The sequence below is a fragment of the Vibrio sp. 10N.286.55.E10 genome, from assembly GCF_002872555.1.
In the GTDB taxonomy this organism is placed as follows: Bacteria; Pseudomonadota; Gammaproteobacteria; order Enterobacterales; family Vibrionaceae; genus Vibrio; species Vibrio crassostreae.
Genome location: NZ_MCSD01000060.1, coordinates 230,482 through 245,730 on the forward strand (window position 1 = coordinate 230,482; position 15,249 = coordinate 245,730).

The window sequence follows — 15,249 nt, forward strand, 5'->3', positions numbered from 1 at the left end:
TGCTTGTTTAAATCTCGAATCTAACTGCTGCTCTGACAGGTATTTTTGCTGATCAGCTTCTCAACCATCAATTGTCCGCGTGTGTTACGAATCTTGATGTTGTAAGCCAAGCCCATGTCAAGGTTTGCTCTTACTTCTGAGTTAGTGCAGTAGCTATTCACACTCATGTCTACAACTTGGTTTAAAGGCTTAGCACCTTTTGCATCTTGGTTGTAGATCATCATGATTTCGATAACCGTGTTTTTTGCTAATACGCGCATGACCGACAGCGGGCCGTACTCAATCGGCAGGCCAGCAGATAAAACGCCAGCACGGTGCTGCGCCATCATCTCTAGCTGTCTTTGTTCGTCATGCTCACTTGATGAACAGCCTGCGAGCAGAGCTAAAGTCAGTGAGCCAATAATCCATTTTTTCACGTTAAAATACTTTCTTGAATGGTTTAACAATAACATTTTGGTAGACACCAGCAGCGATGTACGGGTCTGCGTCTGCCCATGTCTGTGCATCTTCTAAAGAATTAAACTCAGCAATCACAGTCGAACCTGTGAAGCCAGCTTCACCAGGGTTATCTGAGTCAATGGCTGGCATTGGGCCTGCTGTTAACAGTCGGCCTTCATCGTGAAGTGTTTGTAGGCGTTCTAGATGTTGTGGGCGAACACTTAGGCGCTTTTCTAATGAATTTTCGACGTCTTGAGAAAAAATCACGTACCACATATTGAGATATCCTTATTTTACTTCACTAAATTGGGGCGTTTAAATTCGCTATCTTGCTAATTTACGCGAACTAATTGGTATTGGAAGAGCTAATGATAAGAAATTGTGAATTGGTGCGAGAGAGCGCTATGGTCTTTAGCTATTTCATTGACTCGAACTAAAGACCATTTACGTAAACGACGGAGTGAAAAGTCCTATTTATTGATAGAGCGAGGCTTACCACTTTCATCAACCGCGACGTAGTTGAATGTCGCGCCACAAACCTTGTAACGGTCACCGATGCCGTGGTCAAGTACCGGCTTAACCCATACTTCTAGGTCGATATTCATCGAGCTGCGACCAATCTTAGTGCAATCACCATAAACACATACCACATCACCCACAGAGACTGGTTGTTTGAACTCGATACTTGATACTGAAACTGTGACTATTTTGCCGTTAGAGATCTCTTTCGCCAAGATACCGCCAGCTAGGTCGAGCTGAGACATTATCCAACCACCGAAAATCTGGCCTGCTGCATTTGTATCAGAAGGCATCGCTAATGTGCGAAGAAGTAAAGAACCAATCGGGTTCAAAGTTGATTGAATAGTCATTGTTGTACTCTTGATGGTATTGATTATCTTAAATAAAAACAGATGTGTTGACTGGTTAAGCACATTGGCAAATGAGTGCATTGAACAACAAGAAACCAGATTGCCGCTAATTTAGTGAGATTGTCAGTAAATAATAGGCTTTATTTTGACCAGTTTCTGCAACACAAAAAAGCCAGTGGCCAATGATCACGAGTATCATTGGCCACTGTTAAATAGCATATTGATAAGAATTGTATCAAAAAGGGAATGAGGACTCATCCCTTAGGGTTACTTCTCGTCGGTATTTTTGTCTGTTAGTTCTTGCTGTTGGTCTTTTTGTAGGTGCTGATCTTTTGGTAAATGCTTATAAATATATACACCCGTCAGTAAGGTGAAGAGCAGGGTAGCGATGAGTAAGCCAAACACCTTGAAGTTCACCCAAACATCCAACGGTAGGTTGAAAGCAACGTAAACGTTGAGAATAGCGCATAGAGTAAAGAACAGAGTCCATGCCCAGTTGATCTTGGCCCACACTGATTCAGGAAGTGAAATCTCTTTGCCCAACATTCCTTTAATAGCTGACTTGCCCATGATGTGACTGACTGTCAGGCCGATAGCAAACAGCGCGTAAACGATGGTCACTTTCCACTTAATGAAGTTGTCGTCGTGCAAGAAGATGGTCATGCCGCCAAATACGGCAACCATCAGAAACGTGATGATCTGCATTTTTTCTACTTTCTTGTAGATGAAATACGTCAAAACAATTTGAACTGCAGATGCAACGATCAAAGCACCAGTCGCTGTATAGATGTCATACATCTTATACAGCGCAAAGAAAATAATGAGAGGAATGAAATCAAGGATTTGCTTCATGAGACACTGACTATCCAGTTAGTTGAGTTGCAGACAGTCTAACGAAAACTGTCTCGATGCTAAATAGCCCGAGACAATTGGGTGCCATTTAATTCCATCTAACCCTTCATCGTGTTTAACGAGTTTAGACCGGTTATCGCATTGACGAGGTTTGGTAGCGAGGTATCAGCTTCTTGATGTCTTCAAGATAACCTTCGCTTTTCAAACTGTCTAAGGTGTTTTCGAGTTCTTGTTCACTCATGGCAAAACATGTCGATTTACCGGTCGTTAAGTCGAGATACTCATGATATTCACGTTCTGTGAAGTGGCCAATTCTGTCCATTAATAAGGTTTTAATTCCATGGTGAATTAAGCCGTAATACGTATGTCTTTGTAAGGTCATAGCCTATCCTCCGTGACAAGCTGCAGTTCAAATGATGCAACCTGCTGTATATTGGTTGGGTTATCTATGACAAAGCAATTCGAATGCCATTTTTTCCAATTGAACAGAACCACTTTCCTACCAAATAGAATTGAATTTCTTTTCAATTAGTTAAAGGAACGTAAGTTCTATTCTCTAAACACCAATACGGAGCTGACGAAAAATAGTTTTATTTTGAGAATGGTAAAATTCTCATTATGACGATCTACTGAAGCTTTAAGGCTCCTGAATTGGCAATTTGATAACCGTTAATCGACTAGCCAATCGACTAAGGTTGATAGCGAGGCATTCTGACGGTTCTTGGGTTGTAATAGGAAGTAACCATTTCCAGAGAAGACACTGCCTTCACTCACTTTCACCAATCTGCCCAAATCAATATCTTGCTTAGCAAGCGTGATGTCACCGATTGCTATACCAAAGCCCTGAATCGCGGCATTCATCGCTTGGTCGAGTGTCGCGAATTGTTGGTTGTTCTTGCTTGAAAGGTCATGGCTTCCTATGTGCTCTAACCATAGTCGCCAGTCACTCTGCTCATTGTTAGCGTGCAACCAAGTGTACTGAGCAAGCTTGTGTGGCTTGATGAAAGTTGAAGTGCTATCTATCAGGTGACTTGGAACAATACTCTGTGTTTGGCAGACAGGAGCTAGTTGCTCGTTGAACAGTAGTTGGCTAACAATTGAGTGTTGGCTTGGTTTCTTGCCATAAGTAATCACCGCATCGAAGGGATCAAAGCTTGGCTCAAAAACGTGCTTGATGGTCGAAGTGAGCTCGACATCAATATCAGGATAGGCCTGTTGAAATGACATCAACTTGGGTAAGAGCCAAGAGGTAATACAACTCGGAGCATTGAGTTTGATCTTAGAGGGAGAGCTAGCCACTTGATTCAGAGCCGATTGCAGTTGATGAATCGTTCCTTGTATCAAGGGAACCAGCTCTTCTCCTTTCGGCGTTAAAGACAATCCTCGAGCATGGCGATAGAAGAGGTCGCAGCCAAGGCTTTCTTCAAACGAGAGTACCTGACGACTCACTGCACCTTGCGTGACATTGAGCTCATGTGCCGCGCGCGTAAAGTTAAGGTGCCTTGCCGTCGATAAAAATGCGAGCAAGGTTTTGGTTGAAGGAAGTGTGCTATTCATATCTTTACCTATGACTTTTTATCATGGCTATTATGTGATTATTTCGATTCATTTATCAATAGTGTTCTGTTTGAATGTAAATACTTAGTCATCATTTGTGATTCAATATGTGCATAGTTCACATTTTTTGAATATGAAGGCAGTGGTGAAGACATTGTGATTTTGTGAAAGGGATAGCTTCTTGACATCTTTTATTGATAGCTTAGTGCCTCAGGCTGTAAAAAAATTAATACCTTATCAATCGGCAAGAAGAATTGGTGGTGATGGACGTGTATGGCTAAACGCGAACGAATTGGAAAGCTCGCTGTTTCAAGGAGAAGCCAGCCATAATCGTTACCCAGACTTTTTACCACAAGATATTGCCAAGGCTTACCAAGCGTATTGCGGAACTGACGCTGCAACTGTTGCTGTTCGTGGCGCTGATGAAGCGATTGACTTACTGATCAGAACATTCTGTAAGCCCGCGAGTGACAATATCCTGATTTGTTCACCAACGTATGCCATGTATGAGTTTTGCGCTGATGCATTAGCGATTGAAACGCTCGACTCTCCTTTGCAGGAAGATTTCAGCTTAGATGTTGCTGACATTCTGAATAAAGCTGAGTTGGTCAATATCGTTTTCCTTTGTTCACCAAACAATCCAACGGGTAATGTGATTCCCAGATCGGATTTGATTCAGGTACTGGAAGGGACTATCGGGAAATCTCTAGTGGTGGTTGATGAAGCGTATATCGAATTTGAACCACAAACGTCAGCCGTTAGCCTTATTGAGCGTTATCCGCACTTGGTTGTGATTCGCACTTTATCTAAGGCGTTTGGACTTGCTGCGGTGCGCTGTGGCTTTATCTTAGCGAGTCAAAATGTGATGCAGTATGTCGCTAAATTAATTCCACCGTATCCAATGCCAGATTGCTCATCGCAAATCGTGCTAGACGCTTTGTCTGATGAACGAGTCTCAGTGATGCAAGGTGCTACACAAAAGCTGGTCGAACTACGCAACTGGTTTGCTTGTGAGTTAACGCAGTTTGATTTCATCGGGTCTGTTTACCCTTCATCGACGAACTTTATTTTGCTGCGTCAAAAACCTGGGCATCAAGTGTTCGGTGTATTGGCGAAGGATGGCATTGTGACAAGGAATCAAAACCATGAACCTGCTTTGCGTAACTGTGTTCGAATCAGTATTGGTAGCCAAGAGAGCATGCTAGAAGTGATAACGTCACTAACACGCTACCAAACCGAATTAGAAAAGAATCAACAAGGCAGACAAATTCAACAACCTCAACATAAAGAAACTCAATCTCAACTCGATAAAGATCATATCTAGGATGGCAATGATGAAAAAGATAATACTAGGACTCGCTTGTGCGGCCGCTTTACTTGGTACAACGGTACAGGCGAAAGAAATCCGTTTGGCGTCAGACTTTACGTATCCGCCATTCAACTACAAAAATAGTGATGGTGTGCCTGTCGGGTTTGATATTGAGATAGCTGATGCCTTGTGTGAGCAAGCCAAACTCGATTGTACTTGGGTTTCACAAAGTTGGGACTCGTTGATTCCAAGTTTATTGGCAAGAAAGTCAGATGTGATTATGGCTTCAATGCGTATCACTGAAGAGCGCAAGCGTAAGATCTTGTTTACCGATAAGTACTACCAAACACCAGCCGTATTTGTTGCTGCTAAAAGCGCGGAATTCAGCGTCGATGAGGCCGGCTTAGCGGGCAAAACCATCGGTGTTCAACAAGGCACGATTCACGATCGCTACGTAACAGATAAGTTTGGTGATGTGGCAAACATTAAACGTTATACCGGGCAAGATGAAGTGTATCTGGATCTGCAAAATGGCCGTCTAGATCTCACCTTCGGCAACTCAGATCAATTGTCATTGGCTTTCTTAGACAAGAAAGAAGGTGAGGATTTTGAATTTAAAGGCAAAGCAGTAACTGACAAAGCCTACATTGGTGAAGGTACGGCTTTAGCACTAAGAAAACAGGATTCAAAACTGGCGAAACAATTCAATGCCGCGATTGAAGAGATCAGAGCAAACGGTACTTACGATAAGATTGCTTCTAAGTACTTCACATTTGATATTTATGGCGCTGATTTGTAGTTCGCGTAACGCCTAAAGTTAAATCACCAAAAACAAAAAATCCGAGGGCTGTGAGGCTCTCGGATTTTTAGTTTAAGCTGGTGGTATCAATTCAATCACTACCAACTTAGCGTTTATTGATTACGCTTGCTGTTTTTGTAGCTCAGCTTCTTTCGCTTCGTCTTTAATTAGAGAATCAACGATTACTGCACATGCTGCATCACCAGTGATGTTCAGAGCAGTGCGGATCATATCGAAGATACGGTCTAGAGCGAACAACAGAGGTAGACCTTCGATAGGGATACCAGCTGCTAGAAGAACGGCAACCACTAGGAAAGAAGGACCTGGAACACCTGCTTGACCAACTGCGCCTAGCGTAGAGGTTACGATGATAGCAACGTAAGCACCCATAGACAGGTCGATGTTGAACAGCTGTGCAAAGAAGATAGCAACTAGGCCGTAGTAAATTGCATTACCAGACATGTTGATCGTAGCCCCAAGTGGTAGAACGAATGAAGCCGTAGAGTTACGAACGCCAAGTTCTTTCTCTACCGTTTCCATTGTTACTGGCAGTGTCGCCATTGAAGAGGCTGTTGATAGTGCAACCGCTTGAGGCTTCTTCATTGCCACTAGGAACTTCTTAGCTGAAGTCTTAGTGAAGATCTGAATCATCAGTGGGTAAGCAACAAAACCGAAGATCAGGATCGCAGCGATGTAAACAACGAACAGTTTGAACACAACCATAAGTGCGCCAAAACCGAATGTACCAACTGCTTCTGCCATTAGGCCGAATACGCCAAGTGGTGCAATGATCATAACTTTGTTGATCATCCAAACCATAGCGTCAACGATAGCATTTACACCGTTGATGATAGGGTCACGTTTCTCTTTTGCTTGTTTAGAAATCGCAATACCAAAGAATAAGCAGAAAACGAGAATTTGCAGAATGTTTGCTTCATTCAGTGATTGGAAAACGTTGGTAGGGATCATGCCAGTGATGGTTGCCCAGAACGTTGGAAGTTCGCCTTTCGCAGCGTATTCTGAAGAGAACATACCTTCAACGCCAGAAACATCGATACCACGACCGGGTTCGAACACTTCACCCATTACAAGCGCTAGCGCTACAGCAAGTGCAGACGTTAGTGCGAAGTAACCCAGTGTTGTTACACCCACTTTACCAGCAGATGAGCTGTTACCTAGGCCTGCAGCACCTGAAATTAGTGCAACTGCGACTAGTGGAATTACCAGCATCTTGATCAAATTGATGAAGATCGCGCCCAGTGGAGCGAACATTGTCGCGCTGTCACCCATCATCGCACCGACTGCGGTACCGACGATCATTGCAATAACGACTTGAACGCCGATGTTGCTTAGTAAACTCTTTTCTTTTAACACTTCCATAACCTCTGTGCTACTAAATATAAAAATCCCAGAACTACTCACCAATGTACGATGTACCATTGGATTAATATTTCGCGACGAGTTTTACACGTATCCTTTACATTTATCAATATGAGCTGAGGTGAAAGTCCTTTAAAAAGAGGTGTTCCGATCTCATTTGGCGTTTTTTTATACCAGAGCAAACGTTTGCTTTGGTTTTTCGTGGTTCGGTTATTTATGAGATTTATAAAAGTGTTTTTCTTGATCGCTTTGTGAATGGATTGTGGTCTGCGCCGCACACTTACATTTGTTAACATTTAATCCATATTTCAGTGTTTTTTCTATACAGGCTAATCTGACTGAAAATGATAAAGCTTGTTGTGCGAAACTAAGCCTGAACTATGCTTAAGGTATCTATTTATTACCAAGATGTTACCTCTACGCTTTAAATAAAACGTCTATCTAGCATCTCAGTTGTAAGGAGTGGGGCTATGACTTTTATATTAAAGTACTTGTTTGCGTTTCTTCTGTTATTCAGCTCTACATACGTTCAGGCCGATGATGTTTGGGTGATCGAGGTGAACGGAGGTATAGGTCCCGCGACCAGTGATTACCTCACTAGAGAAATAGAACAAGCTCACGATGAGCAAGCCAAGCTCATCATTTTGAAAATGAACACGCCCGGCGGGTTAGATTCATCGATGCGCGACATTATTCGATCCATCACCACCTCACCGATTCCAGTCGCTACTTGGGTTGGGCCTGCGGGTTCAAGAGCGGCGAGTGCGGGGACCTATATTTTACTTGCCAGCCACATCGCTTCCATGGCGCCCGGAACCAATTTGGGTGCAGCTACGCCAGTGTCTCTTGGCGGTGGCAAAGCGCCGACTAATCCTTTATCGCCTCAAGACGATACCAATAAAGACGACAACACTTCAGCGAATGAGCAAGCCGAAACAAAACAAGACAAGTCAGATCAAGTAAAAGCGACGACGGCAATGGAGAAGAAAGTCATCAATGATGCTGCTGCCTATATTGTCAGTTTGGCCAAGCTGCATAATCGAAATGAAGAGTGGGCAGAAAAGGCGGTAAGAGAAGCGGCGAGCTTGGATTCAGAGAATGCACTTACACTTAACGTGATCGATTTTATTGCCAGCGACCTTCAGCAATTGGTTGAACTGAGTAACGGGCGTATCATCACCATCAACGGGGTCAGTCAGGAAGTCCAACTTAGTGATGTTGCTTTTGTCGAGCGAGAACAAGACTGGCGCTTTAGTTTGCTTTCGGTGATTACGAATCCAAATGTCGCTTACATCCTCATGCTCATCGGTATCTATGGTTTGTTGCTGGAGTTTTATAACCCAGGGGTCGGCTTACCAGGTGTATTGGGCGGTATCTGTCTGTTATTGGCGATGTACTCGTTACAAATGCTGCCTGTGAGTTACGCGGGTCTTGCTTTGATCTTGTTGGGTATAGCTTTAATGGTTGCGGAAGCCTTTAGTCCGAGCTTTGGTATTTTCGGTTTGGGTGGCGTTGCTGCATTTACATTGGGCTCAATCATGCTGATGGACACTGAAGTACCGGGTTACCAAATCGCATTGCCGTTAATTATCGGAATCAGTTTGTTCTCTGTAGCGTTTATTGTCGTAACAATATCAATGCTAGTCCGAGTCAGAAATAAGCCAGTGACGACTGGGATGGAAGCGGTGGTTGGCGAGACGGGTAAAGTTGTAAGCGGTTTTCCTGGCTCGGGTCGAGTGCTGGTTGAAGGTGAAATCTGGCAAGCTAAATGCGTCAATGAACTGAAAGCAGGACAGAGTATCAGAGTCACCAAGCTCACCGGGCTTTCTTTGGATGTTGAAGCGCTGCCCGATGAGACACCATCGAAGTCTGGTTAGCACGGGCTGTTAGCGCGGAATGCTAGGACAAACTTGATTGAATTATTTATTGCTTAACCATCGTTACCATTAGGGGGCGGTTATGTTTATACACACTATAGGTATTGTTATCGTGCTTGTTATCTTGTTGATAGCTAGTATGTTCAGAGTTCTGCGCGAGTACGAGCGTGCAGTAGTGTTCTTCTTAGGGCGCTTTTACGGTGTGAAAGGGCCAGGGTTAATTATCATCATTCCCTTCATTCAACAAATCGTGCGAGTCGACTTGCGAACCATCGTTTTAGATGTACCAACACAAGATTTGATCACCAGAGATAATGTGTCGGTTAAGGTTAACGCTGTGGTCTATTTCCGAGTGCTTGATCCTAAGATGGCAATCAACAACGTGGAGAACTATCTCGAAGCCACTAGCCAACTCTCACAAACCACGTTGCGGTCTGTTCTAGGTCAGCATGAATTGGATGAGCTGTTGTCTGAGCGAGAAGAGCTCAACAGAGATTTACAATCAATTCTTGATCAGCACACCGATAACTGGGGGATTAAGATTGCCAATGTCGAGATTAAGCATGTTGATCTTGATGACAGTATGGTGCGAGCTCTTGCGAAACAAGCAGAGGCAGAGCGTTCTCGTCGAGCTAAGGTGATACATGCAACAGGTGAGCTAGAGGCATCCACTAAGCTAAGAGAAGCCGCAGAAGTGCTGAACAAAGCGCCTAACGCCATTCAGTTACGTTATATGCAGACATTAACCGAGGTCGCGAATGAACGCACCACGACCATCGTATTCCCAATGCCTGTCGACTTAGTGGATAAAATCACTGATCCCATTAAAGCGACACTCAATGAGGCTGCGATTAAGAAGGCGATGAAAGTTGATGATTAGTGAGTTTTTCTGACAACAATAAAAAAGGCACCACATCTGTGGTGCCTTTTAGAATCTACAGTCGTGTTTAGCGAATGCTAAAGATTACTTCTGTGTTGCAGCTTTCATTGGCGTTACAAACTCAGCCAATGCTTTAAGCATTGCTTCTGGCTGTTCAACGTTGTTCTCAATGATTTTTACAACCGCTGAGCCTGAGATAGCACCGGCAGCGCCAGCTTGAATCGCTTCTTTTACTTGCTCAGGAGCAGAGATACCGAAACCAAGCAGTGCTGGTGGCGCATCGAACTTGTTCAAACGATCAAGTAGAGCAGTTACTGGCATGTTTGCTTTAGTTTCTGCACCCGTTACGCCAGCACGAGAAAGCAGGTAAGTGTAACCACCACCAAGCTCAGATACTGACTGAAGCGTTTCATCGCTCGCTGTTGGTGGAGCAATAAAGATTGGGTGAACGCCAAACTTCTTCGCTGCAGCAACAAACTCATCACTTTCATTGGTTGGTACGTCTGCAATCAGTACCGAGTCGATACCCGCATTTGCACAACGCTCGTAGAAGTTCTCAATACCACGTGCGTAGACCAAGTTCGCGTACATCAGTAGGCCGATTGGTAGCTCTGGGTATTTCGCGCGGATTTGGCCAATAAGGTCAAAACATACATCAGGCGTTACTTTAGAATCTAACGCACGAATGTTCGCACCTTGGATTGTTGGGCCATCAGCCAGTGGATCAGAGAATGGGATACCAAGTTCAAGCGCATCAGCACCTGCTTCAACCAAAGTTTCCATGATCTTAAGAGACTGTTCAGGGTTAGGATCGCCAACCGTTACGAATGGTACAAATGCACCTTGATTCTTTTCAGCTAAGCGAGTGAATAGTGATTGATAGCGATCCATTATAATGCTCCTTTCTCTTTAAGGATGTCGTGTACAGAGAAAATGTCTTTGTCACCACGGCCAGACAAGTTAACAACTAATAGTTGCTCTTTTTCTGGTTCGTCATGAGCCATTTTGATTGCATGAGCTAAAGCATGAGATGACTCTAGCGCTGCAAGGATACCTTCGTTACGTGCGATAGATTGGAACGCTTCTAGCGCTTCGTCATCGGTTACGTTTTCGTATTCAGCACGGCCAATTGCGTTCAGGTGAGCGTGTTGAGGACCAACTGATGGGAAATCTAGACCCGCAGATACAGAGTAAGACTCTTCTACTTGGCCGTTCTCATCTTGCATCAGTGGTGCTTTCATACCAAAGAAGATACCGGTTTTACCGTGCTTAAGCGGCGCGCCGTGTTGGTCGGTATCAATACCTTTACCAGCAGGCTCTACACCTATTAGGCGTACAGATTCTTCTTCAATGAAATCCGCGAACATACCGATAGCGTTAGAACCACCGCCGACACAAGCAATAACTGCATCAGGAAGGCGACCTTCACGAGCTAGAATTTGGTTCTTCGTTTCTTCACCAATCATGCGCTGGAAATCACGAACAATCGTTGGGAATGGGTGAGGACCCGCTGCAGTACCCAGTAGGTAGTGCGCGTCTTCATAAGTTGCAGACCAGTCACGTAGCGCTTCGTTACACGCATCTTTTAGCGTAGAAGAACCAGAATGAACAGGGATAACCTCTGCGCCCATTAGCTTCATACGGAACACGTTCGGGCTTTGACGTTCAACGTCTTTAGCACCCATGTAAACGCGACACTTAAGCCCCAATAGAGCACATGCTAGCGCCGTCGCAACACCGTGTTGACCAGCGCCAGTTTCAGCGATGATTTCTTGTTTACCCATACGTTTAGCAAGAAGCGCTTGACCCAGTACTTGGTTCGTCTTGTGTGCGCCACCGTGAAGTAGGTCTTCACGCTTAAGGTACAGTTTAGTTTTTGTACCTTTCGTTAGGTTGCGAGTCAGCGTTAGTGCCGTAGGACGACCCGCGTACTCTTGAAGAAGCGTCATGAATTCACTGCGGAACTCAGGATCGGCTTGTGCATCGATAAATGCTTGTTCAAGTTGGTCTAGTGCTGGCACTAGGATCTGCGGTACGTATTGACCACCGTATTCACCGAAGTAGGCATCGAGTTTAGCCATTATTTTATTCCTTCAATTCTATTGGCGTGTCTTCACACCAAGTCGTTTAGTCTTGTTTGAGCCTCGCTCAGGCAAAGCTCACAAATATGTTTTAGTTTCTGCGTTTAAAGCCAGACTAGTAATTACGAATCGCTGCAAAAGCACGTTGCAGTTTGTCTGCGTCTTTTTTACCAGGAGCGGATTCAACACCAGAGTTTAGGTCTAATCCTAAGCAGCCCAACTTAGCGGCTTGGTTAGCATTTTCTGGGTTTAGACCACCAGCCAACATGATTGCGCTTTGGTTGTTGATCAGGCTCCAATCGAACGCTTGGCCTGTACCACCCGTTTGCGAACCCACTTTAGTATCTAGCAGGTGACGAGTCACGTTGCTTTCCAGTAATTCTGGTAACGCGCTCCCAGCGCCGTTTTCAGCACCCGAAGCCACACCGTAAGCTTTCCAAATCTCAACGCCTTCAGGCAGTGATTGTTTTAGCTCATCGACATACGCTTGAGACTCATCACCGTGCAGTTGTACAGCAAACAAACCGAGCTCAGAAACCGTGTTAGCCACATCTGCCACGCTGTGGTTTTGGAACACACCCACGTAGTTCAGCGGTGCACCGCTCATCGTCAAACGAGCCGCTTCGATATCCACATGACGCTTAGACGCTTCAACGAAAATCAGACCACCGAATACCGCACCCGCTTGATACGCTTTTGCAGCATCGTCAGAGTGAGTTAAACCACACACCTTGTTTTCGCCCAGCGTTACTTTACGAACGGCCAGTTCAAGGTTCTTTTCAGCCATAAGAGAGCTGCCGATTAGGAAGCCATCTGCAAATGTTGAAAGGTCACGCACTTGTTGGTGGGTGTAGATACCAGACTCTGAAATCACGATGGCATTTGGAGCCAGCTCGCGAATCAGTGGAGCCAACTCTTTGGTACGGTTCAAATCCGTCGACAGGTCACGTAGGTTACGGTTGTTAATGCCGATCACCTTAGCGTTTAGAGCCACAGCGCGGTGAAGCTCTTCTTCATTGCTGACTTCAGTAAGCACACCCATGTTGAGTGAGTGAGCAACCTCAGCAAGTGCTTTGTACTCTTCATCATCTAATACCGATAGCATCAACAAGATAGCATCAGCTGAATAGTGACGAGCTAAGTAAACTTGGTAGGTATCAACCATGAAGTCTTTACACAGGATTGGTTGCTTAGCAATGCTGCGAACCTTAGGTAAAAACTCAAAGTCACCTTGGAAGTATTTCTCGTCGGTCAGAACTGAAATCGCATTAGCGTGGTTGTTGTAAACCGATGCAATGTAGTCCAGGTCAAACTCGTCACGGATCAAACCTTTTGACGGAGAGGCTTTCTTACATTCAGTAATGAAAACCGTCTGTTCGCCGCTCAGTGCATCATAAAAGCTGCGTTCTGTTGCGGTTAACGCTGCTTTAAACTCGTCCAATGGTTGAGTTTGCTTACGCGCTTCAACCCATTGGTATTTATCACGAACGATTTTTGCTAGTACTTCCGCCATTTCAGCTTCTTTGACTGAAACGTGGGTCGACAGTTTATCGGTAGTCTGTGTCATGTTCTTTGTCTCAACTCGTCGTTCGTTAGGCGTGCGCAGCAAGCTTTTGTACAAGCTCGTATGCTTTGCCAGAGTTCATCGCATCAATGGCTTGTTGCGCGTTGGCTTTTAGGTCTTCGTGACCAAATAGACGCATCAATAGAGCAACGTTCACCGCTACTGCGCCAACTTGGGCTTCAGTGCCTTTACCCGTCAGGATATCGGTTGTGATGGCTTTGTTCTCTTCTGGCTCGCCGCCCTTGATAGCTTTAAGAGGGTGAGTGTTCAAACCAAAGTCAGCTGGAGTCACTGTGTACTCGTGAATCTCACCATCTTTAATTTCAGCAACCATGGTCTCGCCATGAATCGCCACTTCATCTAGGCCGCTACCGTGAACAACCGCTGCACGCTTCATGCCCATTTGCAGCATGGTTTCAGCGATAGGGCGCACCAGCTCTTTACTGTAAACACCCATTAGCTCGATGTTAGGGCGAGCAGGGTTAATCAGTGGACCAAGGATGTTGAAGATAGTGCGTGTTTTCATTGTTTGACGAACAGGCATCGCGTGACGTACACCGACGTGATACTGCGGAGCAAATAGGAATGCTACGCCAAGTTCATCAACAGCCGTACGTGTGTCTTCTGCTGTCATCGCTAGGTTGATACCGAATGAATCCAGTAGGTCAGAAGAACCCGATTTGCTCGATACACTGCGGTTACCGTGTTTCGCGACTTTTAAGCCACACGCTGCGGCAACGAACGCAGAAGTCGTTGAGATATTAATGGTGTTGTGACCGTCGCCACCTGTACCTACGATGTCTGCGAAATCGTAATCAGGGCGAGGGAACAGGTTTGCATTCGCAAGCAGTGCTTTCGCCGCACCAGCGATCTCATCGGGCGTTTCGCCTTTGATTTTTAGTGCAGTCAGCGCAGAAGCCATCAAGATTGGGTCAAGTTCACCCTTGATGATCACATCAAACAATTGTTGGCTTTCTTCTTGAGTAAGAGACTGCTGTTCGTAAAGTTTATTAATCTGTTCCATGATCGTTTCCTATTTTCCAGTCTTTTCGAGACGAAGAGGTTTCTCAAGAGCCCATTCGATAGCGTTCGCAAGAAGCGTTGCACCGTAGGTCGTCATGATTGATTCAGGGTGGAATTGGAATCCACAAACCTTGTCTTGTTCTTGAACCACAGACATCACCAAGTCATCAACTTCAGCTGTCACGGTTAGGCTGTCAGATACATGCGTTGCTACCAAAGAGTGGTAGCGAGCGATAGCCAGTGGAGAAGGTAAGCCTTGGTAAGTCGCATGATTTTGGTGTTCCATCAGCGACACCTTACCATGAATGATTTCGCCAGCGCCTGCAACGGTGCCGCCGTAGGCTTCAACAATCGCTTGGTGGCCTAAGCAAATACCAATCATTGGTACTTTACCTTTTAGCAGCTGAATCAGCTCTGGCATGCAGCCCGCATCAGCTGGAGCGCCGGGGCCTGGTGAAAGCAGTGCAACCGGGTTGTCTAGTTCGTTGATCGCCGCTTCAACAACCTTTGCCGGAATGTTGTTACGGTAAATCTTTACGTTGTGACCTAATGAACGAAACTGGTCTACCAGGTTGTAAGTGAACGAGTCGAAGTTATCGATGAATACAATATCAGCCATG

16 protein-coding genes are annotated in these 15,249 nt (G+C 45.1%); 4 read left to right on the forward strand and 12 right to left on the reverse strand.

Translation table 11 applies throughout. The annotated features are described in order from the left end of the window. Positions 1–20: 20 nt before the first annotated feature. From BCV39_RS22125 to BCV39_RS22150, 6 genes are all read right to left on the reverse strand, one after another. Complete coding sequence (locus tag BCV39_RS22125; protein WP_048659614.1) at positions 21–416, reverse strand: GspS/AspS pilotin family protein; 396 nt, start codon at positions 414–416, stop codon at positions 21–23. 1 nt (position 417) lies between these two features. Continuing rightward, positions 418–714 (reverse strand): YciI family protein, encoded by a 297-nt coding sequence (locus BCV39_RS22130; protein ID WP_017063533.1) that lies wholly within the window; start codon positions 712–714, stop codon positions 418–420. Between the two features lie 194 nt (positions 715–908). Further along, a complete protein-coding gene (yciA, locus tag BCV39_RS22135; RefSeq protein ID WP_009846426.1) occupies positions 909–1,307 on the reverse strand; it encodes an acyl-CoA thioester hydrolase YciA in 399 nt (132 codons plus the stop codon). 267 nt (positions 1,308–1,574) lie between these two features. Further along, the gene (locus tag BCV39_RS22140) at positions 1,575–2,159 is read right to left on the reverse strand and encodes a septation protein A (protein ID WP_048659613.1); all 585 of its coding nucleotides are present in this window, start codon (positions 2,157–2,159) and stop codon (positions 1,575–1,577) included. A 133-nt stretch (positions 2,160–2,292) separates the two neighbouring features. Further along, positions 2,293–2,541, reverse strand: a complete 249-nt coding sequence (locus BCV39_RS22145) for a hypothetical protein (protein ID WP_017069991.1) — start codon at positions 2,539–2,541, stop codon at positions 2,293–2,295. A 287-nt stretch (positions 2,542–2,828) separates the two neighbouring features. Next, complete coding sequence (locus tag BCV39_RS22150; RefSeq protein WP_102432901.1) at positions 2,829–3,716, reverse strand: LysR substrate-binding domain-containing protein; 888 nt, start codon at positions 3,714–3,716, stop codon at positions 2,829–2,831. A 181-nt stretch (positions 3,717–3,897) separates the two neighbouring features. On the opposite strand from BCV39_RS22150, the gene hisC reads away from it, so the two are divergent. Continuing rightward, complete coding sequence (hisC, locus tag BCV39_RS22155; protein ID WP_102432900.1) at positions 3,898–5,040, forward strand: histidinol-phosphate transaminase; 1,143 nt, start codon at positions 3,898–3,900, stop codon at positions 5,038–5,040. A 10-nt stretch (positions 5,041–5,050) separates the two neighbouring features. Next, positions 5,051–5,824, forward strand: a complete 774-nt coding sequence (locus tag BCV39_RS22160) for an ABC transporter substrate-binding protein (RefSeq protein ID WP_048669311.1) — start codon at positions 5,051–5,053, stop codon at positions 5,822–5,824. A gap of 120 nt (positions 5,825–5,944) precedes the next feature. Here BCV39_RS22160 and BCV39_RS22165 read toward each other — a convergent pair whose 3' ends face one another. Then, complete coding sequence (locus tag BCV39_RS22165; protein ID WP_346762970.1) at positions 5,945–7,264, reverse strand: dicarboxylate/amino acid:cation symporter; 1,320 nt, start codon at positions 7,262–7,264, stop codon at positions 5,945–5,947. Positions 7,265–7,674: 410 nt separating this feature from the next. Here BCV39_RS22165 and BCV39_RS22170 point away from each other — a divergent pair, with 410 nt between their 5' ends. After that, positions 7,675–9,081 carry a nodulation protein NfeD gene (locus tag BCV39_RS22170; RefSeq protein WP_102432898.1) on the forward strand — a complete coding sequence of 469 codons (1,407 nt, stop codon included), beginning with the start codon at positions 7,675–7,677 and terminating at the stop codon, positions 9,079–9,081. An 82-nt stretch (positions 9,082–9,163) separates the two neighbouring features. Then, positions 9,164–9,961 carry a slipin family protein gene (locus tag BCV39_RS22175; protein ID WP_048664711.1) on the forward strand — a complete coding sequence of 266 codons (798 nt, stop codon included), beginning with the start codon at positions 9,164–9,166 and terminating at the stop codon, positions 9,959–9,961. Positions 9,962–10,045: 84 nt separating this feature from the next. Here BCV39_RS22175 and trpA read toward each other — a convergent pair whose 3' ends face one another. From trpA to BCV39_RS22200, 5 genes are all read right to left on the reverse strand, one after another. Next, positions 10,046–10,852 (reverse strand): tryptophan synthase subunit alpha, encoded by an 807-nt coding sequence (gene trpA / locus BCV39_RS22180; RefSeq protein WP_076654685.1) that lies wholly within the window; start codon positions 10,850–10,852, stop codon positions 10,046–10,048. Next, complete coding sequence (trpB, locus tag BCV39_RS22185) at positions 10,852–12,042, reverse strand: tryptophan synthase subunit beta (RefSeq protein ID WP_102432897.1); 1,191 nt, start codon at positions 12,040–12,042, stop codon at positions 10,852–10,854. Before trpB ends, trpA begins: the two co-directional genes overlap by 1 nt. A 115-nt stretch (positions 12,043–12,157) precedes the next feature. Continuing rightward, positions 12,158–13,609: a bifunctional indole-3-glycerol-phosphate synthase TrpC/phosphoribosylanthranilate isomerase TrpF gene (gene trpCF, locus BCV39_RS22190; protein ID WP_102432896.1), complete on the reverse strand. Its 1,452-nt coding sequence runs from the start codon at positions 13,607–13,609 to the stop codon at positions 12,158–12,160. A 25-nt stretch (positions 13,610–13,634) separates the two neighbouring features. Beyond that, complete coding sequence (trpD, locus tag BCV39_RS22195) at positions 13,635–14,630, reverse strand: anthranilate phosphoribosyltransferase (protein WP_102432895.1); 996 nt, start codon at positions 14,628–14,630, stop codon at positions 13,635–13,637. 9 nt (positions 14,631–14,639) lie between these two features. Then, complete coding sequence (locus tag BCV39_RS22200; RefSeq protein WP_048659603.1) at positions 14,640–15,248, reverse strand: aminodeoxychorismate/anthranilate synthase component II; 609 nt, start codon at positions 15,246–15,248, stop codon at positions 14,640–14,642. Between the last annotated feature and the right edge of the window lies 1 nt (position 15,249).

Bases quoted from the DNA above. Each gene is read 5' to 3' on its own strand.
- yciA (WP_009846426.1), bottom strand. From the start codon at position 1,307: ATGACTATTCAATCAACTTTGAACCCGATTGGTTCTTTACTTCTTCGC.
- BCV39_RS22145 (WP_017069991.1), bottom strand. From the start codon at position 2,541: ATGACCTTACAAAGACATACGTATTACGGCTTAATTCACCATGGAATT.
- trpCF (WP_102432896.1), bottom strand. From the start codon at position 13,609: ATGACACAGACTACCGATAAACTGTCGACCCACGTTTCAGTCAAAGAA.
- BCV39_RS22170 (WP_102432898.1), top strand. From the start codon at position 7,675: ATGACTTTTATATTAAAGTACTTGTTTGCGTTTCTTCTGTTATTCAGC.
- BCV39_RS22160 (WP_048669311.1), top strand. From the start codon at position 5,051: ATGAAAAAGATAATACTAGGACTCGCTTGTGCGGCCGCTTTACTTGGT.
- BCV39_RS22165 (WP_346762970.1), bottom strand. From the start codon at position 7,264: ATGGTACATCGTACATTGGTGAGTAGTTCTGGGATTTTTATATTTAGT.
- BCV39_RS22150 (WP_102432901.1), bottom strand. From the start codon at position 3,716: ATGAATAGCACACTTCCTTCAACCAAAACCTTGCTCGCATTTTTATCG.
- BCV39_RS22140 (WP_048659613.1), bottom strand. From the start codon at position 2,159: ATGAAGCAAATCCTTGATTTCATTCCTCTCATTATTTTCTTTGCGCTG.
- BCV39_RS22200 (WP_048659603.1), bottom strand. From the start codon at position 15,248: ATGGCTGATATTGTATTCATCGATAACTTCGACTCGTTCACTTACAAC.
- BCV39_RS22130 (WP_017063533.1), bottom strand. From the start codon at position 714: ATGTGGTACGTGATTTTTTCTCAAGACGTCGAAAATTCATTAGAAAAG.
- trpB (WP_102432897.1), bottom strand. From the start codon at position 12,042: ATGGCTAAACTCGATGCCTACTTCGGTGAATACGGTGGTCAATACGTA.
- trpD (WP_102432895.1), bottom strand. From the start codon at position 14,630: ATGGAACAGATTAATAAACTTTACGAACAGCAGTCTCTTACTCAAGAA.
- trpA (WP_076654685.1), bottom strand. From the start codon at position 10,852: ATGGATCGCTATCAATCACTATTCACTCGCTTAGCTGAAAAGAATCAA.
- BCV39_RS22175 (WP_048664711.1), top strand. From the start codon at position 9,164: ATGTTTATACACACTATAGGTATTGTTATCGTGCTTGTTATCTTGTTG.